General features: G+C 41.3%; 16 protein-coding genes and 3 pseudogenes. 6 read left to right on the forward strand and 13 right to left on the reverse strand.

The annotated features are described in order from the left end of the window. Positions 1-43 precede the first annotated feature (43 nt). The 3 genes from HT715_RS09045 to zapA all read right to left on the reverse strand — a co-directional run bounded on the left by HT715_RS09045 (position 44) and on the right by zapA (position 3,331). Entirely contained in the window at positions 44-2,380 is a 2,337-nt protein-coding gene (locus HT715_RS09045; RefSeq protein ID WP_172922920.1) for an endonuclease MutS2, read from the reverse strand. Between the two features lie 103 nt (positions 2,381-2,483). Beyond that, the gene (locus HT715_RS09050) at positions 2,484-3,032 is read right to left on the reverse strand and encodes a CvpA family protein (RefSeq protein WP_000622953.1); all 549 of its coding nucleotides are present in this window, start codon (positions 3,030-3,032) and stop codon (positions 2,484-2,486) included. Beyond that, a complete protein-coding gene (gene zapA / locus HT715_RS09055; RefSeq protein ID WP_000002019.1) occupies positions 3,029-3,331 on the reverse strand; it encodes a cell division protein ZapA in 303 nt (100 codons plus the stop codon). Before zapA ends, HT715_RS09050 begins: the two co-directional genes overlap by 4 nt. A gap of 86 nt (positions 3,332-3,417) precedes the next feature. Between zapA and rnhC the strand changes: the two genes are divergently transcribed. The 3 genes from rnhC to HT715_RS09070 all read left to right on the forward strand — a co-directional run bounded on the left by rnhC (position 3,418) and on the right by HT715_RS09070 (position 7,537). Beyond that, positions 3,418-4,299: a ribonuclease HIII gene (gene rnhC / locus HT715_RS09060; protein WP_000146851.1), complete on the forward strand. Its 882-nt coding sequence runs from the start codon at positions 3,418-3,420 to the stop codon at positions 4,297-4,299. A gap of 3 nt (positions 4,300-4,302) precedes the next feature. After that, a complete protein-coding gene (gene lepB / locus HT715_RS09065) occupies positions 4,303-4,917 on the forward strand; it encodes a signal peptidase I (protein WP_001083986.1) in 615 nt (204 codons plus the stop codon). Positions 4,918-5,170: 253 nt separating this feature from the next. After that, the gene (locus HT715_RS09070) at positions 5,171-7,537 is read left to right on the forward strand and encodes an ATP-dependent RecD-like DNA helicase (protein ID WP_050975861.1); all 2,367 of its coding nucleotides are present in this window, start codon (positions 5,171-5,173) and stop codon (positions 7,535-7,537) included. 47 nt (positions 7,538-7,584) lie between these two features. On the opposite strand, the gene tig is transcribed toward HT715_RS09070, so the two are convergent. From tig to treP, 3 genes are all read right to left on the reverse strand, one after another. Next, entirely contained in the window at positions 7,585-8,868 is a 1,284-nt protein-coding gene (tig, locus tag HT715_RS09075; RefSeq protein WP_138700223.1) for a trigger factor, read from the reverse strand. Between the two features lie 549 nt (positions 8,869-9,417). Further along, a complete protein-coding gene (treC, locus tag HT715_RS09080; protein ID WP_000171232.1) occupies positions 9,418-11,043 on the reverse strand; it encodes an alpha,alpha-phosphotrehalase in 1,626 nt (541 codons plus the stop codon). Between the two features lie 177 nt (positions 11,044-11,220). Continuing rightward, entirely contained in the window at positions 11,221-13,188 is a 1,968-nt protein-coding gene (treP, locus tag HT715_RS09085) for a PTS system trehalose-specific EIIBC component (protein ID WP_000514338.1), read from the reverse strand. 183 nt (positions 13,189-13,371) lie between these two features. Between treP and treR the strand changes: the two genes are divergently transcribed. Together treR and HT715_RS09095 are read left to right on the forward strand one after the other, a co-directional pair. Then, on the forward strand, positions 13,372-14,082 hold the full coding sequence (gene treR / locus HT715_RS09090) for a trehalose operon repressor (protein WP_000760673.1): 711 nt from the start codon (positions 13,372-13,374) through the stop codon (positions 14,080-14,082). Positions 14,083-14,234: 152 nt separating this feature from the next. Continuing rightward, positions 14,235-15,511: pseudogene (locus tag HT715_RS09095) on the forward strand (ISL3 family transposase). Positions 15,512-15,586: 75 nt separating this feature from the next. Here the strand turns inward: HT715_RS09095 and HT715_RS09100 are convergent. The 5 genes from HT715_RS09100 to HT715_RS09120 all read right to left on the reverse strand — a co-directional run bounded on the left by HT715_RS09100 (position 15,587) and on the right by HT715_RS09120 (position 22,068). After that, positions 15,587-16,513 (reverse strand): ATP-binding cassette domain-containing protein, encoded by a 927-nt coding sequence (locus tag HT715_RS09100; protein WP_101514805.1) that lies wholly within the window; start codon positions 16,511-16,513, stop codon positions 15,587-15,589. Positions 16,514-16,523: 10 nt separating this feature from the next. Beyond that, complete coding sequence (locus tag HT715_RS09105) at positions 16,524-17,591, reverse strand: ABC transporter ATP-binding protein (protein ID WP_000159563.1); 1,068 nt, start codon at positions 17,589-17,591, stop codon at positions 16,524-16,526. 8 nt (positions 17,592-17,599) lie between these two features. Beyond that, positions 17,600-18,526, reverse strand: a complete 927-nt coding sequence (gene oppC, locus HT715_RS09110; protein WP_000103690.1) for an oligopeptide ABC transporter permease OppC — start codon at positions 18,524-18,526, stop codon at positions 17,600-17,602. Next, complete coding sequence (locus HT715_RS09115; RefSeq protein WP_138700222.1) at positions 18,526-20,022, reverse strand: ABC transporter permease; 1,497 nt, start codon at positions 20,020-20,022, stop codon at positions 18,526-18,528. Before HT715_RS09115 ends, oppC begins: the two co-directional genes overlap by 1 nt. 66 nt (positions 20,023-20,088) lie before the next feature. After that, positions 20,089-22,068, reverse strand: coding sequence for a peptide ABC transporter substrate-binding protein (locus tag HT715_RS09120; protein WP_138700221.1), 1,980 nt, complete (start codon positions 22,066-22,068; stop codon positions 20,089-20,091). A 127-nt stretch (positions 22,069-22,195) separates the two neighbouring features. On the opposite strand from HT715_RS09120, the gene HT715_RS12000 reads away from it, so the two are divergent. Further along, positions 22,196-22,378 (forward strand): hypothetical protein, encoded by a 183-nt coding sequence (locus HT715_RS12000; RefSeq protein ID WP_138700220.1) that lies wholly within the window; start codon positions 22,196-22,198, stop codon positions 22,376-22,378. Here the strand turns inward: HT715_RS12000 and HT715_RS12005 are convergent. After that, a pseudogene (locus HT715_RS12005) lies at positions 22,362-22,547 on the reverse strand (transposase); the annotation flags it as partial. The gene HT715_RS12000 and the pseudogene HT715_RS12005 sit on opposite strands and share 17 nt — an antisense overlap. A 24-nt stretch (positions 22,548-22,571) precedes the next feature. Next, a pseudogene (locus HT715_RS12010) lies at positions 22,572-22,942 on the reverse strand (IS630 family transposase); the annotation flags it as partial.

Raw genomic sequence — 22,942 nt, forward strand, 5'->3', positions numbered from 1 at the left:
AAATCAAAAAGCTTGAGGAATCACATATTTCCTCAGGCTTTTCTTATCCTTTAAAGGTAACAATAGTCGCACCACTGCCTCCAGCATTTTGTGGGGCATAGCCGAAACTCTTGACATGTTTGTTTCTTTGTAGATATTTGGTGACACCTTCACGGATAACACCTGTTCCGATACCATGGATGATATCTACTTGAGCCATATTATTAAGCAAAGCTTGGTCTATAAAGGCATCTAGCTCATTCATGGCTTCTTCATAGCGCTTGCCTCGAAGGTCCAGTCTAGCTTGAGGTCCTCGCCCAGAAGTTCGTTTCACAACATTGACCTGTTTCTTCTTGACTGGTTTTTCTTGCTGGGCTTGAACAAGGCCAAACTCTTTCTCTTCCAAGGTCATCTTAATCAAACCGACTTGGGCTTCCCAACGGCCATCCTTGAGTTGACTAGTCAAGGTACCACGCTGTCCATAACTGAGAACCACGATATCATCTCCCACCTTGGGAGCTCGTTTTTTCTTGGCCTTTTGAAGGACCTTGTTTTTAGATAGATCTACTTTTTCAGGAGCCAATTTTTTCAGCTTGGCCTTGGCTTCAATGATTTCGTGGGGTTTAAGTTGAGATTTACTATGGAGATTTTTGAGAATCTGGTCACTCTCACTGAGGGCCATGTCCACAATCTCAGCAGCTTGTTCACGCGCTTTGTTAAGCTCAGTTTCCTTTTCACGATTGAGCTCGTTGTAAAGTTTTTTAAGAGCACGATTCATCTTGAGATTTTCTTGCTCCACCTCACGGATATTGTCCAAGCGTTTACGGCTTTCCAGCGTCTGCTCTTCCAGTTGCTCAATGATACGATTGACATCATTGTCCTGATCGACCTGCTGACTGGCATCCCCTACGATAACTTCAGATAGGCCTAGACGTTTGGCAATCTCAAAGGCATTGCTTCGACCAGGAACTCCTTGCATAAAGCAATAGGTCGGGCGTAGAGTTGCAGTATCAAACTCCATGCTGGCATTTTGCACAAAGGCTGTCTCAATACCGTAGGCCTTGAGTTCTGGATAGTGGGTCGTCGCCATAGTCTTGACTTGACGCAGGCGAAGGTCCTCCAGAATAGCCATGGCAAGAGCGGCTCCCTCTTGGGGATCTGTACCAGCCCCCAACTCATCTAAGAGCAAGAGCGAATGCTGGTTGACCTTGCCAAGAATATCCACAATATTGGTCATGTGGCTAGAGAAGGTAGACAAGCTCTGCTCAATAGATTGCTCATCGCCAATATCAGCAAAAATTTCTTCAAAAATACCAACACGACTTCCCTTGTCTGCTAAAATCGGCAGACCGGACTGGGCCATCACCTGTGTCAAGCCCAGAGTTTTAAGCATGATGGTCTTCCCACCTGTATTGGGACCTGTAATGACAATAGCTGTTAAATCTTGTCCAAAATGGACATCATTTGCAACGGCATTTTTGACCAAAGGATGGCAGACATGGAGCAGTTGAATTTCTTGATTTTCTGATATCTGAGGAACGACTGCTTGCCTTTCTTGGATAAATCGAACCTTGGCACGAATCAAGTCCAGATGACCGATAATCCAAGCGTCATTAGCAATCTCAGCCGCATGAGGGCGGACACGCTCAGAAATTTCTTGGAGAATGCGAAGCATTTCATAGCGCTCATCTGCTCGCAGACTAGCAATTTCTTCGCTCAGTTTGACTACCTCACGTGGTTCGATATAGACGGTGTTTCCACTAGCAGAAATATCATGAACGACACCTGCAATCTTATTGCGGTAGGTGTTTTTGACTGGTAAAACCTGACGGCCATTTCTGCTAGCAACAATTCCTTCTGTCAACATCTGCGCTTTTTGCTTGAGCAAGTCTTGTAAAACATCGCGTACCTGACTCTCGCTATCATGTATTTTTCGACGGATTCGCGCCAATTCTTCACTGGCAAAATTTTCAATGAAACCCGCATCATTAAAGGCCTGAAGATTTCCTTGTAATTGCGGAAAATCATGTAATTTCTCAAACCAAAGGGCTAATTCTTCCAAGCTGACATTTTCCAGATTGGCGTAAAAACTTTGAAGTTCTCGGCTGGCAAGAAGCACGCGTTTCAAGAGTAGGAACTCCTCGATATTGAGATCCGCTCCCATCTCCAACCTCTTGCAGACTCCTGTAATTTCCTTAGTTGAGAGAATAGTAAAATGCGGTTGCTCGACGAAAAGAGCCTGCATTTCCTTCATCTCAGCAAAAGCCTGTTTGATTTTATCTGCTTTGGCAGTCGGAGCCAGTTGTCTCAATTGCTTCAAGCCCTGCTCGGTCAACAAATGAGGCTCAAACAAGGCCTTGACCTTATCGAACTCTAATGTTTCTAATATTTTCTTATTCATCTTTATTTCCTTGTCTTTGAATGTCTAGGTGTGGTAGCTTTTTACATTCTGATAGATTCGAGTCAAATCTGTAAACAAAGGGCTAGGAAAACTCCTGCCCTTTTTATCCGATTAAATTTGTCACCCAGATTTGTTTGAGCCAACTGGTTGTTATCGGTATGCTCTGGATGATGTGTTTTGCGACGATACTCTTTTCAAGAGGATTTTGTATAACTGCCATGGGGATGGTCGCCAAGATTGTCAAGGCCATTTGCAAGACAAATAAGGTCACCAACATGGACAAGATACCTGCTGAAACTTGGAACAACTTACCACCCAGTTTTTTGCTAGGAATCAAGTGTAAGAGAAGACCAAGCAAACGACCAATGCTATAGACAATCCCAAATACAAGCAAGTAGCCGATGCCTGCATAAAAGACCTTATCCAGCTGAAAGAGTTGATCCGATGGGAAAAAGAAAGTCCCCTGACCTTCCTGCGAATTTGCATAAGGGAGCAATAAATGGAATTGCTCTCCAAGCCCCTTATAAAACTGGCCAGCCATAAAAGCCGATGCCATGGCTGAAATCAGGTAATAAACCTGTAAGAGCAGGCCTCTCCGATAGCCGATATAAAATCCCCAAACCAAGACCAATAGAAGAAGGAATGAAATCATAAGGAATCCTCAATCTTGCTCTGTTCTTGCTTACAAGTCACAAGCTTGTGACGGAGTTCTTCTAGCTCTTGCTCCTTATCGTCAAATTCAATCTCACGGCTGAGCTGAGTTGATAAACAGTTGACTGCCAACAAAAGAGCGATTGTTTCATCATCTGCGCTAGGCATTTGTTCTTTAATTGCTTGGTATTTTTCTGTCGCAACCTTAGCGATTTCCTCCATAAAAAGGTTATCATGTTCGCTTGTCAAGGTTAACGATTTTTTCCCGAATGTAAATTTGAATCGATTTAGATTTGCCATAAAATTCACCTCACGATATTATACCAAAATTCGCTAATTTTGTCAGTTTTTACAAATTTTACTGCTTTTGTGGTACAATAGAAACTATGGCAAGTATCACACTCACACCAAGCGAAAAGGATATTCAGGCTTTTCTTGAACACTATCAAACCAGTCTGGCTCCTAGCAAGAATCCCTATATCCGCTACTTTTTGAAACTACCTCAAGCAACGGTTTCTATCTATACTTCTGGAAAAATCTTGCTTCAGGGTGAAGGGGCTGAAAAATACGCCAGTTTCTTTGGCTATCAAGCTGTAGAGCAAACCAGCGGACAAAATCTTCCTTTAATTGGGACAGATGAGGTGGGAAATGGTTCCTACTTTGGTGGGCTTGCAGTTGTGGCTGCCTTTGTCACACCTGACCAGCACGACTTTTTACGAAAACTCGGTGTGGGGGATTCTAAGACTCTGACCGACCAAAAGATCCGTCAGATTGCTCCTATTCTCAAGGAAAAAATTCAGCACCAGGCACTCCTTCTCTCACCCAGCAAGTACAACGAGGTCATCGGAGACCGCTACAATGCTGTTTCGGTTAAGGTTGCCCTCCATAATCAGGCTATCTATCTCCTCCTTCAAAAAGGTGTTCAGCCTGAGAAAATTGTGATTGATGCCTTTACCAGTGCTAAAAATTATGACAAGTACTTGGCACAAGAGGCCAATCGTTTCAGCAATCCTATCAGCTTAGAAGAAAAGGCTGAGGGCAAATACTTGGCTGTCGCAGTTTCTTCTGTCATTGCGCGTGATCTCTTTCTGGAAAATCTTGAAAATCTGGGACGAGAACTGGGTTATCAGCTCCCAAGTGGAGCTGGAACAGCTTCTGACAAGGTGGCTAGCCAGATTTTGCAAGCCTATGGTATGCAGGGACTCAGCTTCTGCGCCAAATTGCACTTTAAAAACACTGAAAAAGCGAAAAAACGCTTAGAAAGGTAAGTTATGAATTCATTTAAAAATTTCTTAAAAGAGTGGGGATTGTTCCTCCTAATTCTGTCATTACTAGCTTTAAGTCGTATCTTTTTTTGGAGCAATGTTCGCGTAGAAGGACATTCCATGGATCCGACCCTAGCGGATGGCGAAATTCTCTTCGTTGTAAAACACCTTCCTATTGACCGTTTTGATATCGTGGTGGCCCATGAGGAAGATGGCAATAAGGACATCGTCAAGCGCGTGATTGGAATGCCTGGCGACACCATTCGTTACGAAAATGATAAACTCTACATCAATGACAAAGAAACGGACGAGCCTTATCTAGCAGACTATATCAAACGCTTCAAGGATGACAAACTCCAAAGCACTTACTCAGGCAAGGGCTTTGAAGGAAATAAAGGAACTTTCTTTAGAAGTATCGCTCAAAAAGCCCAAGCCTTCACAGTTGATGTCAACTACAACACCAACTTTAGCTTTACTGTTCCAGAAGGAGAATACCTTCTCCTCGGAGATGACCGCTTGGTTTCGAGCGACAGCCGCCACGTAGGTACCTTCAAAGCAAAAGATATCACAGGGGAAGCTAAATTCCGCTTCTGGCCAATCACCCGTATCGGAACATTTTAAGAAATCGAAGAGGCCGAGAGTCAGCAATCTCAGCCTCTTCTTCTATCGTGAGAATATGATTATTCACTATCCAGTTTGATTAAGATAGAAACAAAGTTATACTCAATGAAAATNNGCTTTGAGGTTGTAGATAGAACTGACGAAGTCAGTAACATATATACGGCAAGGCGAAGCTGACGTGGTTTGAAGAGATTTTCATTGAGTATAAAATAGATACAAAGTTAACTCTCACCTATTTATGCAAAGGAATCTTATGGAAGTTTATTTTTCAGGAACCATTGAACGGATTATTTTTGAAAATCCCAGTAATTTTTATCGTATCCTCCTCCTAGAAATCGACGATACAGACGCAGAGGATTTTGATGATTTTGAAATTATTGTCACCGGCACCATGGCTGATGTGATTGGGGGCGAAGACTACACTTTTTGGGGGCAAATTGTCCAGCACTCCAAGTATGGGGAACAACTGCAAATCAACCGTTATGAACGTGCAAAACCAACTAGCAAGGGCTTGGTCAAGTACTTTTCAAGTAGCCATTTCAAGGGAATTGGTCTCAAGACAGCTCAGAAAATAGTGGACACCTATGGCGACAATACCATTGACGAAATTTTGCAACACCCAGAAAAGTTAGAAGGCATCGCAGGGCTCTCTGCCAAAAATCGCGAGGCTTTCGTCTCCACTCTCCGTCTCAACTACGGAACGGAGATGGTTTTGGCCAAACTAGCCAACTACGGCATTCCCAACAAACTAGCCTTTCAGATTCAAGACTTTTACAAGGAAGAAACCCTTGATGTGGTTGAAAATTATCCCTACCAGCTAGTTGAGGATATCAAGGGTTTGGGCTTTACCATTGCTGACCAACTAGCTGAGGAACTAGGCATCGAAAGTCAGGCTCCTGAACGCTTCCGCGCCGGTCTAGTTCACAGTCTTTTTCAGGCCTGTATGGAAACAGGGGACACCTATGTTGAAGCACGGGATTTGCTGGAACAAACCCTTACTCTCCTTGAGTCTTCCCGTCCCGTGGAACTAGACCCCAGCCAAGTTGCCCAAGAGCTCTCCTACCTGATCGAAGAAGACAAGGTTCAGCAGATTGATACCAAGATCTTTGACAACAGCCTCTTTTTCGCTGAGGAAGGTATCCGCAGTCACTTGATTCGTATCCTTGAAAAAGGAGAACAGAAGAGACAAGATTTAGAAACTATTCAAAAGCATATCACTACTGTCGAGCAAGAACTGGGGATTGAGTATGATAACATTCAAAAACAAGCTATTTGTGACGCTATCCAGAACAAGGTCTTTATCCTGACAGGTGGGCCTGGTACTGGTAAGACAACTGTTATCAATGGAATCATCGCTGTTTATGCCCTTTTAGAAGGACTTGACTTCAGGAAGAAAAGCAATCTGCCCATTCTTCTTGCTGCTCCAACTGGTCGAGCTGCTCGTCGCATGAATGAATTGACAGGTTTGCCTAGCGCGACCATACATCGCCACTTGGGAATGACAGGTGACGATGATACTAGTCATCTGGAAGATTATCTGGATGCTGACTTTATTATCGTGGATGAATTTTCCATGGTGGATACTTGGCTGGCCAATCAACTCTTCTCCAACATCTCTTCTAACAGTAAGATTCTCATCGTGGGAGATAGCGATCAGCTACCGTCTGTCAGCCCTGGACAAGTTCTAGCTGACCTCCTTCATATTCCTTTAATTCCTCAGACTCGCTTGGAAAAAATTTATCGGCAAAGCGAAGAATCAACCATCGTCACCCTAGCTAGTCAAATCCGACAGGGCATCTTGCCAGCCGATTTCACCCAGAAAAAAGCTGACCGTTCCTACTTTGAAATTGCTAGTGGCCATATTCCTGCTACGATTGAGAAAATCTTAGGCGCTGCCCTCAGAAGTGGCATTCCTGCCCGTGATATCCAAGTTCTGGCTCCCATGTACCGAGGGACGGCAGGGATTGATGCCATCAACCAACTCATGCAAGACCTCCTGAACCCACCACAAAAAGACCAACTCAGTTTTGAAGCTCCCCAGTGCCACTATCGTAAGGGAGATAAGGTCATTCACTTGGTCAACGATGCTGAAATCAATGTCTTTAATGGAGATTTAGGAGCCATCACAGACCTGATTCCTGGTAAATACACCGAGTCGAAACAAGACGAGATTGTTATTGATTTTGATGGCAATGAAGTCTCTTACCCACGTAACGAATGGTACAAGATTCGCCTGGCCTATGCCATGAGCATCCATAAATCACAGGGAAGTGAGTTCCCTGTTGTCATCCTACCGATCACCAGTGCTAGTAGGCGTATGCTGGAGCGCAATCTCATCTATACAGCCATTACACGCGCCAAAAGCAAGCTTATCTTACTAGGCGAATTACAGGCCTTCGACTATGCTACTCAACATATCGGAACTGCCCGAAAAACCTATCTGATTGAACGCTTCAGTGATTTATTGGAGAATGTTGAAGAAAAGCAACCAGCTGTCTCTGAAACAGCCACATCAAGTACCTCTGAACAATCCTACATCCTAACCGAAGAAAACTGGGACAGCATCCCGGCCATGATTGGGATTACAGATGCAGATCTCAAAGAGATTTTTGGAAAATAGTGCACAAGAAAACCCACCAATTCAGGTGGGATTTTTGTTTATTAATATTATTTAACTGTTGCTGTGCTTGTAATCAACTCAACAGCTTTTTTGATTGTGATATCGTGTTTCAACATATCAGCCGAAAGCAAGCTTTGTACTTGAGCAACTTCCATGTTGTAATCTGCTGCCAATTGCTCAACTTCTTTTTGGATTTCTTCTTCTGAAGCGTCAAACCCTTCAGCTTTGGCAACTGCTTCGATAACAAGGTTAGTCTTAGTACGTGACTCAGCTTCTCCCTCGTATTGTTTGTGAAGGTCTTCTTGAGTAGTTCCAGTGATTTGGAAGTACATGTCAGGGTTGATACCTTGACGTTGCAAGTTTCCAAGGAATTCGTTTACTGAGCGGTGAACTTCTTCGTGGATCATTTCTTCTGGAAGTTCTACGATTTCAGCGTTTTCTACAGCTTTATCAATTGCTGCACCTTCAACTGCATCTTTGTAAGCTTCTTCTTTAGCAGCAGCCAATTCGTTGCGGTATTTTTCTTTCAATTCAGCAAGTGTTTCAACTTCTTCGTCAATGTCTTTTGCAAGCTCATCATCAAGAGCTGGAACTTCTTTAGCTTTTACTTCGTGGATAGTTGTTACGAATTTAGCTTCTTTACCTGCAAGGTCTTCTGCTTGGTAGTCTTCTGGGAATGTTACAACTACATCAACAGTTTCGCCAGCTGAGTGACCTACCAATTGGTCTTCAAAACCAGGGATGAATTGACCTGAACCAAGTCCAAGTGAGAAGTTTTCACCTTTTCCGCCATCAAATTCAACACCATCGATAGAACCAACGAAGTCAATAACAACAGTATCGCCGTTTTCAGCAGCAGCTTCTTTGATAACCAATTCAGCCAAGTTGTTGCGTTCGCGTTCAATACGCTCTTCAACGTCAGCGTCAGTTACTTCTTTTTCTAGATCAACTGATACTTCAAGGTTTTTGTAGTCACCCAATTTAACTTCAGGTTTTGTCACGACTTCAGCTGTGATAACCCAGTCTTGACCTTTTTCCATTGAAGTTACATCAATTTTTGGTTGAGCAACGACTTCAAGACCAGCTTCTTTTACAGCTGCTTCATAAGCATTTGGCAAAAGAGCGTTCATAACATCTTGGTAAAGTGACTCTTCACCAAATTTTTTGTCGAAGATAGGACGTGGAAGGTGACCTTTACGGAAACCTGGAACATTAAGAGATTTCTTAACTGAGTTGAAGACACGATCCAATTCTGGTTTGATTTGGTCTTGAGAGATAGTGAAAGTCAAGACACCACGGTTTGTTTCTTTGTTTTCAAATGATACAGACATTCTGTCATTTCTCCTTAAAATTTTTTAAATACAGTCTATTATAACATTTTCTATAAATAAAATCTAGACTAATGCAGACAATTATAGACAACAAGCCTTTTTGCTAACTAATGAAAGTTCTATAATGAAGTTAGCCACCCAGCCCTCCTAAAAATTAGATGTTTTAACTAGCTGATAGCTAGCCCTCTATTTCATTTGATAAGAGGCTTGATGCTGTTAGGCTGACAAGCCAAGGCTAAGATTAGCCTTGGTTTAGCTGACAAAACTGCTTCAAGGGTTCCTCTTGTCAAATGAAAGCAAAATAATTGCCCTCAATCTCACCATTTTTTTTGGGACATAATCACTTTCGATTGACAGTTTGTTCTACACTTTCAAGGATGGAATAGACATCAAAAAGAACCCTGCTTTTCTGAAAAAGAGGTCTTCTTGCTAAGTTTATACTCAATGAAAATCAAAGAGCAAACTAGGAAGCTAGCCACAGGTTGCTCAAAGCACCGCTTTGAGGTTGCAGATAAAACTGACACGGTTTGAAGAGATTTTCGAAGAGTATTAATTTACATAAATAGCCAGTGTTTGATAGGGTTTGAGTAGAATTTTCTCAGACACTTCTGCGTCTTCATAGTTTGAAATCAAAATTTGTCCATTTTGGTAGACTGCTGGCAAGTCGATTTCCACTTCTTTGGCATAAAAGTTATTGAGCACTAGTAACTTTTGATCCTCAAACTGGCGTTCAAAAGCATAGACTTGTTTGCTATCTTCAAAGGCTGGTTTGTAATTTCCTTCTGAAATGATTGGCATTTCCTTACGCAGTCGAATCAAGTCTTGATAGAAGGTGAAAATCGGACCCTGGATTTCATTTTCTACATTGATGTATTTATAGGATTTACCAGCTTTCAACCATGGAGTGCCTGTTGAAAATCCTGCATTTTCAGAAGTATCCCACTGCATGGGAATGCGTGAATTATCACGCGACTTAGCTTGAATAATCTGGAAGGCTTTTTCCTGACTCTTCCCTTCCTCTAAGAGCATCTGATAGGCATTGAGCGATTCGACATCCACATAATCAGCAATAGAATCATAGTCTGGGTCAATCATCCCGATTTCCTCGCCCATATAGATATAAGGTGTCCCACGTGACAGGTGAATGCTGGCTGCTAGCATAGTGGCTCCTTCCTTGCGGAAGTTTTGAATATCAACAAAACGGTTTAAAGCGCGTGGTTGGTCGTGATTGTTCCAGAAGAGAGCACTCCAACCGTCTTTATCACTCATTTCCTTACCCCAACTATGGTAAAGACTCTTCAACTCTTCAAAATCAAAGGGAGCCAAGGTCCACTTTTGTCCATCCTTATAGTCCACCTTGAGGTGATGAAAATTAAAGGTCATGGATAATTCCTGACGATCAGGCGACGAATAGAGGACACAGTTGTCCATGGTGGTAGAAGACATTTCCCCAACTGTCATAAAGCTATCGTCTGCTCCAAAAGTGGCTTGATTCATCATACGCAAATAGTCATGAACGATAGGTTTGTCTGTATAAGCTGGCTTTCCTTCATTTTCAGGACAATCCACTAAGACTTCATCCTTGCCAATCAAATTGATTACATCAAATCGGAAACCTTTGACACCCTTGTCACGCCAGAAATTAACTACCTTGAAAAGCTCCTTACGGACATTGGGATTGCGCCAGTTAAGGTCAGCCTGGGTCTCATCAAAAAGATGAAGGTAGTATTTCCCTGTATTCCCAAAGGGCGCCCATGCAGAGCCACCAAACTTAGACTGCCAATCTGTTGGTTGGTCTTGGATGAAGAAAAAGTCTTGATAATACTTGTCCCCAGCTAAGGCTTTCTGAAACCATTCATGCTCTGTCGAACAATGATTGAGTACCATGTCCAGCATAAAGTCAATCTTGTGCTCTTGACCGACACGCACCATTTCCTCAAAATCAGCCATATCACCAAAAAGAGGATCTACTGCCATATAATCTGAAATATCGTAACCATTATCCCGTTGAGGGCTTGGATAGAATGGATTGAGCCAGACCATATCCACACCTAGTTTGGCTAAATAGGGAATTTTTTCAATAATTCCACGGAAGTCCCCAATACCATTGCCAGTGGTGTCTTTGTAAGATTTTGGATAGATTTGATAGACTACTTTTCCTTTATCAAGTGTCATCTGTTTCTCCTTTTCTGATAAAAGGGAGGAAGCAGTCTTCCGTCCCTATTTGTGCTATTTCAATTATACTCAATGAAAATCAAAGAACAAACTAGGAAGCTAGCCACAGGTTGCTCAAAACACTATTTTGAGGTTGCAGATAGAGCTGACGTAGTTTGAAGAGATTTTCGAAGAGTATTAGATTCGTGTAGCGACCATGAGAGATGCTCCAGCTTGGATCGTTGTCGGATAAGTTCCGGGAATAGTCGCTGTATAAGCATCTTGGTTGGTGATGATAACAGGAGTTTCTGTCACCAGACCTGCAGCCTTAATGACATCCATATCAAAACGAATCAGTTGCTGACCAACTGTGACATGGTCTCCTTGGGCTACAAGACTTTCAAATCCTTTGCCATCAAGACCTACTGTATCCATACCGATGTGGATGAGCAATTCCACCCCCTCGTCAGAGACAATACCAATGGCATGCTTGGTAGGAAAAAGAACCGTCACTGTCCCATTGACTGGAGAAGTCAACTCACCTTGGCTTGGTTCAATGACCAGACCTTGCCCCATGACACCTGAAGCAAAGACTGGATCCGTTGCTTGACTTAGTTCTTTCACTTGGCCAGTCAGCGGGCTAACAATTTCTACTGGAGTAAGTTCTACTGGTTCATGACTCACAAATTCTGCTTCTTCTTGAGCAACGAATTCTGCCTGCAAGTCCGTATCGTCCTCTGTTTTTGTAAAGAGACCAGCCTTACGGAAGAAGAAAGTCAAGAGCATTGGAACAAGAATAGCGACTAGCATAGTTCCTGCAAATGGCAACATGTATTGAGGTTGAATAGAGAGGATACCTGGCAAACCACCGATACCAATAGAAGCCGCAGTTACATTAAAAGTAACGGATAACATGCCTGCAAGAGCTGAACCAGTCATTCCAGCTACAAATGGATAGATGTATTTGACATTGACCCCAAAGAGGGCTGGTTCTGTAACACCGAGATAGGCTGAAATAGTGGCAGGAAGTGAAACCTGAGCCTCACGCTCATCATGACGGTGCATGAAATAATAGGCAAACACGGCTGAGCCTTGAGCAATATTAGAAAGAGCAATCATTGGCCATAGGGCAGTGCCACCAGCATCCGCAATCAATTGTGTATCAATGGCATTGGTCATATGGTGCAGACCTGTGATGACAAATGGAGCGTAGAGGGCACCAAAAATTGCACCGAAGAGCCATTTAACTGGACCAGTTAAACCTGCCAAGACAACTGATGAAAGTCCTTGTCCAATTGTCCAACCGATTGGTCCCAAAACAGTATGAGCTAAAATCAAGGCTGGAATCAATGACAAGAAAGGTACAAAAATCATAGAAATCACTTCTGGGATATGCTTGCGCCAGAAAATTTCAAGATAAGACAGACTCAAACCTGCAAGCAAGGCTGGGATAACTTGGGCTTGGTAACCGATACGATTAACAGTAAAATAGCCAAAATTCCAAACCCAGTTTGCCGCAATATCAGCTGCTGGCGTTGAAGCAACCGCATAGGCATTGAGCAACTGAGGCGATACCAAACAGATTCCGAGAACAATTCCCAAGATTTGGCTGGTTCCCATCTTACGAGAAACAGACCAGGTAATCCCCACTGGTAAGAACTGGAAGATAGCTTCACCCGGCAACCAGAGGAAGTGATTAACCCCTGCCCAAAACTGAGAAGTTTCTGTGATGGTCTTGCCATCCAACATAGACCAATGCACACCTTCCAAGACATTACGGAAACCGAGGATCAATCCACCAACAATCAAGGCTGGAATAATCGGAGTAAAGATTTCCGCCAGAGTGGTCATGACACGTTGGACCACATTTTGATTACTCTTAGCTACAGACTTGGCTGCTTCTTTGGAAACACCCTCAATACCCGAAACAGCTGTAAAATCATTATAAAAGATTGGCACGTCATTTCCAATGATTACCTGAAATTGACCTGCATTTGTAAAGGTTCCTTTAACAGCTGGAATTGACTCGATAGCCTTAACATTAGCCTTCTTATCATCTCCTAAAACAAACCGCATCCGTGTCGCACAGTGGGTTACGGCAGTCACATTTTCCTTGCCTCCAATTGCCTGAAGCAGATCCTTGGCTTCTTGTTCAAATTTTCCCATTTGATTCTCCTTATACTTGTCAAAGCAAGTTTGATTTGATAAGAATATTGTAAACGATACCAAACTTGTCTGCAACTTGTTTGATGTAAAAAGAGGATTTTTTGTCATTTTTCTAGCACTTGTATGGTAAAATAGATACAGGTGTTCATTGAACTAGACTAAAAACCTATTTAAGCAGGCAAACTGAAGAAATACCAACAATTATTTAAGCAAATCCAAGAAACCATTCAAAACGAGACTTACGCTGTCGGAGATTTCCTTCCTAGCGAGCACGACCTTATGGAGCAATATCAAGTGAGTCGTGATACCGTCCGAAAGGCCCTGTCTCTCCTCCAAGAGGAAGGATTGATCAAAAAGATAAGAGGGCAAGGTTCTCAAGTCGTCAAAGAAGAAACCGTCAATTTCCCTGTATCCAACCTAACCAGCTACCAAGAACTAGTTAAAGAACTTGGACTGCGCTCTAAAACCAACGTGGTCAGTCTGGACAAGATTATTATTGATAAAAAATCCTCACTGATAACCGGTTTCCCAGAGTTTCGGATGGTTTGGAAGGTGGTCCGCCAGCGTGTGGTGGATGATCTGGTATCCGTTCTGGATACAGACTATCTGGATATGGAACTCATCCCAAATCTCACTCGCCAAATTGCTGAGCAGTCTATCTATTCTTATATAGAAAATGGCCTCAAACTCCTTATTGATTATGCTCAGAAGGAAATCACCATTGACCACTCAAGCGACCGAGACAAGATTCTCATGGACATTGGCAAAGACCCTTATGTCGTTTCGATTAAATCAAAAGTCTATCTCCAAGACGGACGCCAATTTCAGTTTACCGAAAGTCGCCATAAGTTAGAGAAATTTAGATTTGTAGATTTTGCAAAGCGCAAGAAATAAAAGACTGAGACACCAGATCTCAGCCTTTTTCGGCTCTATAATATTTGTAGTGGGTACCCCCTATAGATATTATGGAGCCTATTTTGTGTAGAAAAAAAGTCCCATATCATCTATAATGAAAAGCGACAAAATAACTCATTAGAAAGAATCATATGGAACAATTACATTTTATCACAAAACTACTCGATATCAAAGACCCTAATATCCAGATTCTAGACATCATCAATAAGGATACACACAAGGAAATCATCGCCAAACTGGACTACGACGCCCCATCTTGCCCTGAGTGCGGAAGTCAAATGAAGAAATATGACTTTCAAAAACCTTCTAAAATTCCTTATCTTGAAACGACTGGTATGCCTACTAGAATTCTCCTTAGAAAGCGTCGTTTCAAGTGCTATTATTGTTCTAAAATGATGGTCGCTGAAACTTCTATCGTCAAGAAAAATGACCAAATCCCTCGTATTATCAACCAAAAAATTGCGCAAAAGTTGATTGAAAAGACTTCTATGACCGATATTGCCCATCAGCTGGCCATTTCAACTTCAACTGTCATTCGAAAGCTCAATGACTTCCACTTTGAGTGTAATGTTAGAAATCTGCCTGAGATTATGTCTTGGGACGTTGAAACAGTCCGGGGAGTGACTGTTTCAATCGGGAGATGGAGATGAGTTTCATTGCTCAGGACTTTGATAAGCTCAATATCATCACTGTTCTTGAGGGTAGAACACAAGCCGTCATTCGAGATCACTTTCTTAAATATGATAGGGTCGTCCGATGTCGAGTGAAAATTATTACTATGGATATGTTTAGTCCTTATTATGACTTAGCTAGGCGACTTTTTCCAAACGCTAAAATCGTTCTGGATCGCTTTCACATTGTGCAACATCTTAGCCGTGCTATGAGTCGTGTCCGTGTCCAAATTATGAATCAGTTTGAACGAAAATCCCATGAATACAAGGCTATTAAACGCTACTGGAAACTCATTCAACAGGATAGTCGTAAACTCAGCGATAAACGTTTTTATCGCCCTACTTTTCGTATGCACTTAACCAATAAAGAGATTCTTAACAAGCTTTTGAGCTATTCAGAAGACTTGAAACACCACTACAATCTCTATCAGCTCTTACTTTTTCACTTCCAGAACAAGGAGCCAGACAAATTTTTCGAACTTATTGAGGACAATCTAAAGCAGGTTCATCCTCTTTTTCAGACTGTCTTTAAAACCTTTCTAAAGGATAAAGAAAAGATTGTCAATGCCCTTCAACTACACTATTCTAACGCAAAATTGGAAGCCACTAATAATCTCATTAAGCTTATCAAACGAAATGCCTTTGGATTTCGGAACTTTGAAAACTTCAAAAAACGGATTTTTATCGCTCTGAACATCAAAAAAGAAAGGACGAAATTTGTCCTTTCTCGAGCTTAGCTGACTTCAACCCACTACAGTTGACAAAGAGCCATAATTTCCATAAAAGTTGACATGGAAATTATAAAACCATTACTAGTTTAGTCCTTTTTGATAACGTGCCAATTCGGCTTGGTTCGCCCAAACATAGTGACCTGGACGGATTTCAACCATGGATGGTTTATCAGTCTCATAGTCGTGTTGACTTGGGTCGTAAACCTTCAAGACCTTCTTACGTTCCAAGATTGGGTCTGGAATTGGTACCGCTGAAAGCAAGGCTTGAGTATATGGGTGAATTGGATTGTTAAACAATTCTTCTGTCTCTGCAACCTCTACAATAACACCCTTGTAAATAACTGCGATACGATCTGAAATAAAACGAACAACCGACAAGTCATGGGCGATAAAGAGATAGGTCAAGCCAAGTTCTTTTTGGAATTTTTTGAGCAAGTTCAAGACTTGGGCACGCACAGAAACGTCCAAGGCTGAAATTGGTTCATCCGCAATAACAAAGTCTGGTTGCATGACCAAGGCACGGGCAATACCGATACGTTGACGTTGACCACCTGAAAACTCATGAGGGTAACGAGTCAAATGCTCAGCAAGAAGACCTACTTCACGGATAATATTTTGAACTTTCTCTTTACGTTCTTCTTCATCCTTAAATAAACGGTGATTGTAAAGACCTTCAGAAATAATATAATCAACAGTCGCACGTTCATTCAAACTTGCGGCAGGGTCTTGGAAAATCATCTGGATTCGACGAATCAATTCCGCAGCTTGTTCACGCGATTTCTTACCATTAATCTTTTGACCCTCAAAAATGATATCTCCATTACTTGTATCATTTAGACCGATGATAGCACGACCAATAGTTGTTTTCCCACTACCTGACTCACCAACAAGCGAGAACGTTTCTCCCTTGTTGATAAAGAAGTTAGCATTTTTAACCGCGACAAACTTCTTACTTCCTTCACCGAAGGAAATTTCTAAATCTTTAATTTCTACTAATTTTTCAGACATTTCCTTCCTCCTAGTCAGCCAGATGGGCAAATCCCATTTTTTCACGGATCTTATCATGGAGATTTGCAATCACAGCTGGTTTTTCTACTTTTGGAGCATCCTCATGAAGTAGCCAAGTTTTAGCCCAATGTGTCTCTGATACTGAGAATTGAGGAGCTTTTTGTTCGAAGTCAATCTGCATTGCATAGTCAGAACGCAAGGCAAAGGCATCCCCTTTCAAGTCAGTATAAAGTGACGGAGGTGTTCCTGGGATTGAGTAAAGATCCCCTTTATCATCAGCAAGCTGAGGCAAGCTAGACAAGAGACTCCATGTATATGGATGGCAAGCGTCATAGAAGACTTCCTCAACAGTTCCATACTCAACGATTTCTCCTGCATACATAACCGCTACCTTATCCGCAATACTTGCTACCACACCAAGGTCGTGAGTGATAAAGATTGTTGTGAAATGATACTCGTTTTGTAAAGATTTTAGCAAATCAATAATCTGAGCTTGAATGGTTACATCCAAGGCAGTTGTTGGCTCATCACAGATCAAGACATCAGGTCGGCAGGCAAGGGCAATCGCAATAACGATACGTTGACGCATTCCTCCAGAATATTGGAATGGGTATTCATCAAAACGTCTATCTGCGTCTGGGATTCCAACTTTATTCATGTAGTCAATGGCCAATTCTTTTGCTTCCTTGGCTGTTTTTCCTTGGTGTTTTACAATAACTTCTGTAATCTGGCTACCAATTGTTTTAATGGGGTCCAAACTAGTCATTGGATCCTGGAAGATAGTCGCAATCTTAGCACCACGAATTTGTTCCCAATCCTTGTGAGAAGATAGATTTGTCAAATCCTGACCACGGTAGTCAATACTACCTTGGGCAATGCGACCATTTTCTTCGAGCATACCTGTGAAGGTCTTTGTCAAAACAGATTTTCCTGATCCTGACTCACCTACCAAGGCTAATACTTCTCCTTCAACTAGTTCAAGGGAAACGCCGCGAATGGCTGTCAATACTTTGTCACGAACGTCAAATTCCACGACAATATCGCGAGCAGTCAAAATTACATTTTTTTCTTTTGTCATTTCTACTCCTATCTATGTGTACGTGGATCACTAGCATCCGCTAAGTTTTGACCAACTACGAAAAGGGACAAGGATACCAAAACAAGGGTTGTCAATGGAATCCAGAACAAGTAAGCATTGGTTGTTACGTTTTGTGAATAATCCGAAATCAAACGACCCAAACTTGGCACGGTAATCGGTAATCCTAGACCGAAGAAAGACAAGAAGGCTTCGTATGAGATAAAGCTTGGAAGCATTTGAGTCATCGTTGTCACAATAACAGATACCAATTGTGGCATAATGTTTTTGGCAACAATCTTCAAGGTTGGTGTTCCCAAAGTACGTGACGCCAAGTTGTATTCCAAATCACGGTAACGCAAGATTTGCACACGGATCATGAAGGCAATCCCAATCCATGTCGTCACACTCATAGCAAAAATCAGATTCCAGAATCCAGCTCCGATTGAGTAAGTCAAGACAATGACAATCAAAAGAGATGGGATGTTTGAGATGACGTTATAAACTTCCATCATGACACGGTCAACTGATTTTGAAATTCCCCAAATACCACCGACAAAAACACCGATAACCAAGTTAATCACTGTCGCAATCACAGAAATAAGGATAGAGTTACGAGCTCCAAACCAGACACCGTCAAAGAGTGATTTACCGTTACTGTCTGTACCGAACCAATGCTCAGCATTTGGCTTGATATAACGAGCACTAAAGTCGTTTACCTTGCTGACATCATTGAAATCAAACTTAGAAAACATTGGGTAGATGAAACTCATCAAAATGATGGCTACCAAGATTCCCAACATGACTACAGTTGATTTTTTCTTCATAAATTGTCTAAACACTGATTTCCAGTAAGAATATGCTGGCGCATCAATAGTTTCAGAGGCAAAATCGTCACGTTTTATAAACTGAAATTTTTCTTTATCGATTGTAGACATTATTTGCCTCCTTTCTCAGTCAATTTAATACGTGGGTCAATAATAGTCATCCAAATATCTCCCAAAAGACGTGAGAAGATAGAAATACATGTAAAGATGAAGACAAGACCAACGACCATAGAGTTATTAGATGCTTTTACAGAGTCAATCAACATTTTACCCATACCTGGGAAGGCGAAGACTGTTTCAGTAAGGGTTGCACCACCGATAACCCCAATAATGGCACCAGGAATTCCTGAAACCAGCGGAACCATGGCATTTTTAAAGATGTGTTTGTTTGAAATTTCTTTTTCAGACAAACCTTTTGCACGAGCGAAACGAACAAAGTCTTGAGATTGCAAGTCAATCATGTAACGACGAATCCAAATGGCTGTAACAGGAGCACCCAACAAACCAAGGATGACTGCTGGTAAAACGTAAGAACGCCAATCTCCAGCTCCCAAGATAGGGAATGAATCTGGAAGGGCAATAGATGATCCAATCAATCGAACGATGTAAACCAAGGCAATCGTTGGAAGAGCAAGCAAGAAGGTCAAAGTCCCTGTTGAGAGGCTATCAATCCAAGTGTTCTTGAAACGAGCCATGGCTGAACCAAGTGGCACGGCAAGAGCATAGGCAAGGACCAAACCAATCAAACCAGTAATAGCAGAGCTGACAATCATAGATGGATATTGGTAATTACTTTCAGTCGCTGTATAAGGATCATCTTTCCCATAGCTAGCTACTTCACGAGAGTCAGCCTGACTAGGTGACTTGTAGGTTCTTGAGTAAATATTTACAGAAGACGTTTTCTTACCTGTTGGGAACTGAACTTGGGCAGTTTTGGTTTGTCCTTGACCTTGAGTAATAACCTGAAGAACTGGTGTATTAGCATAGGTTGGGTAAGAGTCACCTAAATTCAAGTTCACAAAGTTTTGATGAACAAATGGGAACTGACTGTTAAAGTACAAGAGATATTTATGTTTAGTTCCTGAACCGACCAATGACCATCCGATAGCTGGATCATTTTCAAAACGAAGGTAGCGTTTCAAGTCTGGATTTTCAGGGTCTTGGATTTTATTTGTATGGTCAATGTCAATCAAGTTAGCATAGAAGTGAAAAACACGTTCAAAAATTGGAATTTCACGACTAGCATAGAATTGACCACTTTCAGTAAATTCTCCCAAAGTCCAACCATGACCTAATTGATTGATGTACTTTTCATAAATAGCTTTATTGGTCGCATTTGCTTCTACTGTTACAGAAGAATCCATGCTACTTGCCTTTTCTTGCAACTCTTTAGTATCGTAATACTCAATGTAGCCCATACGCTCAAACACAGTATTTTCATAGTTATCACGTTTATCAGCCGTTGTCGCAATTTTATTATAGTTAGGATCCTGCTTGAAAATCAATTTTCGAGGAACCAAGGTATAGATAATCGTGTAGGTCAAAGTCGTTACTAAGAAAATCGAAACCAATGACCGCAAAACACGCATAAAAATATATTTTTTCATATTATTTCCTTTAAAAATCCCAAAAGAACCTTCTCCTCATGGAGAGAAAGTTCTATTAGAAATTATTTACTTCACATGACTTGCCAATTCTTTTTGAGCTTTCTCATTTGATTCAGCTTTTTCTTTCAACCATTTTTCACGAGCTTTTTCATACTCTTCCTTAGTCACCACTTTATCTTGTAATTTCAAATATTTGAAGTAAACATCTGACCCCTTAGAGCCTGTTTGCGCAGAAGCTCCAGTAAATGGAACAATTCGTGAAAGCACTGGTGCTGCACCAGAAGAAGCCATAGCAGGAATAAAGAGTGAACTATCTGTCAACCATGCTTGAACCGCTGCATATTTTTCATAACGGACATTCAAGTCGCTTGTCTCTCTGGCAGCTTCATCAACTAATTTATCGTATTCTTTCAAACCAACTTGAACTACTGAAGGGCTATTTGGATTATCAAATCCTAAATATGTTTTTGTAGTTTCACTGCTAGTTGTTTTTAAAATATCCAGGTAAGTAGATGGGTCTTGATAGTCTGGACCCCATGAAACTCCTCCTGATACATCCCAATCCTCAGATGAAGCATTGGCAGCATAGTAAGTAATATTAAGGAATTCATCACTTGTCATTTGTTGAATATCAACAACGACATTTTCAACACCAAGAACTGTTTCTACAGATTGTTTAAAGGACTGAATACGAGATATGTAGTTTTTTGATGCTTGGTCTACTGGAACGTCCAGATGAATAGGAAACTGAACGCCGTCTGCTTCTAAAGCTTTCTTAGCTTTCGCAAACTCTGCCTTGGCCTTGTCAGCATTGAATAAACCATCCTGCCCATCAGCTAAATTCACACCTTTCCACTCATCACCATAAGCAGGAAGTTGAACAGCGACTAAATCACCAAAGGTCTTCTCACCAGCTGAAACAAAGTCTGGTTTTACAAATAAATTACGAACTGCTAAAGCTGCTCCATCTTTACCATTGATTTGAGCTGAGTAAGCTGAGCGATCAAGAGCAAAATTCAAGGCTTGACGGAAATCTTTGTTAAGCAATGCCTTCTTAGTAGCTACTTTCTCTGAATCTGTAGTTTTAGAAGTATAGTTGTAACTTTGGCGATCAATATTCACACCCAGACCAGCAATCCCAGAGCCTGATTGTGTGTAATAGATATTGTCCTTGTATTCTTCTGCAACCTTAGAATAGTTGGAGCTGGTAGGGTAAAGACGGGCATAACTATAAGCTCCACTAGTGAAGTTACGCTCTAGCGACTCCTGATCTGATCCATCATAGTAAGCTAGATTGATAGTATCTAGGTGGACATTTTCTTTATCCCAATATTGCTCATTTTTTACAAACTCTACAGAAGATTTTGCAGTCAACCCTTTCAACAAGAATGGCCCATTATAAAGCAAGGATGTCGGATCTGTTGGTTTAGCAAAATCGCTTCCTTTTGATGTTTCGAATTCTTCATTCAGAGGCCAGAAAATAGAATAGGTCAACTTAGAGTTCCAGAACGGTTCAGGCTGGTTCAAAGTGTATTGTAACGTATAATCATCAACCGCCTTGACACCAACTGTTGAAAAATCTGTTGAAGTTCCTGATAGATAATCTGCCAAGCCTTTAACCGAATTTTCAGCTAAATACATAGCTTCTGATTTTTTATCTGCTGCGTGTTTTAAACCGTTCACGAAATCTTTAGCCGTCACCTCTGCATATTCTTCTCCATCAGAGGTAAACCATTTAACCCCTTTACGAATCTTATAAGTGTAGGTCAAACCATCCTTAGAGACTTCCCAATCCTCTGCAACTGCAGGAGCAAGATTACCGTAATTATCGTTAGTGAATAAACCATCAATCCCATTTGAAGTCACTACTGTTGTACTATTTTTACTTGAAATCAGGTAGTCCAAGGTTTCTGGGTCTGCTGTATAAACATAGCCATAAGCTTTAGGGGCTGATGAATCAGATGATTTTGAAGAACTGCATGCTGCAAGTACACCTGCTGCTAATAAAACAAGACCTGCTGTAGCAAATACACGATTTTTTTTCATTTTCTACTCCTCTGTTTATGTGAATTATAAATTGACAACCATTATATCACATTATCCATTAAAAATCAAACAAATTTTCAGAATATTTAGGCTTGTTAGCACAAATTTTTCATTTTTTTTTGAATATATGATTCAAATTGTCGTTCGAAGTGTCAAAGACTACAGTGAAAATAGGAAATTTGACGCAGAAACTTTGGAGTTTAGGAAGACATACAGTAAAATGAAATACGGACGGAACAATGTGATTTTGGAATTCAAATTAAATTATAACAATATTAGACTTCCTGCAAAAGAGGATATAGCTTCATGAGTCCTTGATAACCATTGTCAGCCAAGATTTTACCAGCTTGTCCGATATTTCTGCGACTCGTTTTGAACAACTTCATATCATGACAATAGTTCACAGCGATATCCAAAGAAACAATTCTCCCTTGACTTGTGACAATCGCTTGAGCCTTCATAGCGTGGCATTTCTTTTTATAGTCATTTAGTTTTAAAAAGCGTTCCAAACATTCAAAAATAGTTGGGACTTCCCTTAATAAATCTGTTACTTTCTTTTTCAAGATAGCCCAAGCTTGCTCAATAGGATTCAAATCCGGTGAATATGGCGGTAGAGGTAAGAAAAAGTGTTTATCTTGGATGCAGAGTTCATCCAAAATGTTCTTGGGATCAAAACTAGCATTGTCCATGATAATAACATGAGGTGTCTTCAAAGCAGGCAGGAGTTGCGTTTTGAACCACTCCACAAAGAAATCGCTTGTCCTGCTGTTCTTGTAAATCATGGGAGCTATAAACTCTCCGTCTACTTGTCCTGCAACAATTGAAGTTCGCTCAAAACGACGTCCGCTAATCTTTTCATAGACTTTCTCCCCTC

The organism is Streptococcus sp. 4155, assembly GCF_013276695.1.
GTDB lineage: Bacteria > Bacillota > Bacilli > Lactobacillales > Streptococcaceae > Streptococcus > Streptococcus pseudopneumoniae.

Coding starts and splice junctions, on each gene's coding strand:
- oppC (WP_000103690.1), bottom strand. CDS start 18,526: ATGTCTACAATCGATAAAGAAAAATTTCAGTTTATAAAACGTGACGAT.
- HT715_RS09050 (WP_000622953.1), bottom strand. CDS start 3,032: ATGATTTCATTCCTTCTTCTATTGGTCTTGGTTTGGGGATTTTATATC.
- HT715_RS09100 (WP_101514805.1), bottom strand. CDS start 16,513: ATGTCTGAAAAATTAGTAGAAATTAAAGATTTAGAAATTTCCTTCGGT.
- lepB (WP_001083986.1), top strand. CDS start 4,303: ATGAATTCATTTAAAAATTTCTTAAAAGAGTGGGGATTGTTCCTCCTA.
- HT715_RS09115 (WP_138700222.1), bottom strand. CDS start 20,022: ATGAAAAAATATATTTTTATGCGTGTTTTGCGGTCATTGGTTTCGATT.
- rnhC (WP_000146851.1), top strand. CDS start 3,418: ATGGCAAGTATCACACTCACACCAAGCGAAAAGGATATTCAGGCTTTT.
- HT715_RS09105 (WP_000159563.1), bottom strand. CDS start 17,591: ATGACAAAAGAAAAAAATGTAATTTTGACTGCTCGCGATATTGTCGTG.
- zapA (WP_000002019.1), bottom strand. CDS start 3,331: ATGGCAAATCTAAATCGATTCAAATTTACATTCGGGAAAAAATCGTTA.
- HT715_RS09045 (WP_172922920.1), bottom strand. CDS start 2,380: ATGAATAAGAAAATATTAGAAACATTAGAGTTCGATAAGGTCAAGGCC.
- treC (WP_000171232.1), bottom strand. CDS start 11,043: ATGACACTTGATAAAGGAAAAGTAGTCTATCAAATCTATCCAAAATCT.
- HT715_RS09120 (WP_138700221.1), bottom strand. CDS start 22,068: ATGAAAAAAAATCGTGTATTTGCTACAGCAGGTCTTGTTTTATTAGCA.
- HT715_RS12000 (WP_138700220.1), top strand. CDS start 22,196: ATGATTCAAATTGTCGTTCGAAGTGTCAAAGACTACAGTGAAAATAGG.
- tig (WP_138700223.1), bottom strand. CDS start 8,868: ATGTCTGTATCATTTGAAAACAAAGAAACAAACCGTGGTGTCTTGACT.
- HT715_RS09070 (WP_050975861.1), top strand. CDS start 5,171: ATGGAAGTTTATTTTTCAGGAACCATTGAACGGATTATTTTTGAAAAT.
- treP (WP_000514338.1), bottom strand. CDS start 13,188: ATGGGAAAATTTGAACAAGAAGCCAAGGATCTGCTTCAGGCAATTGGA.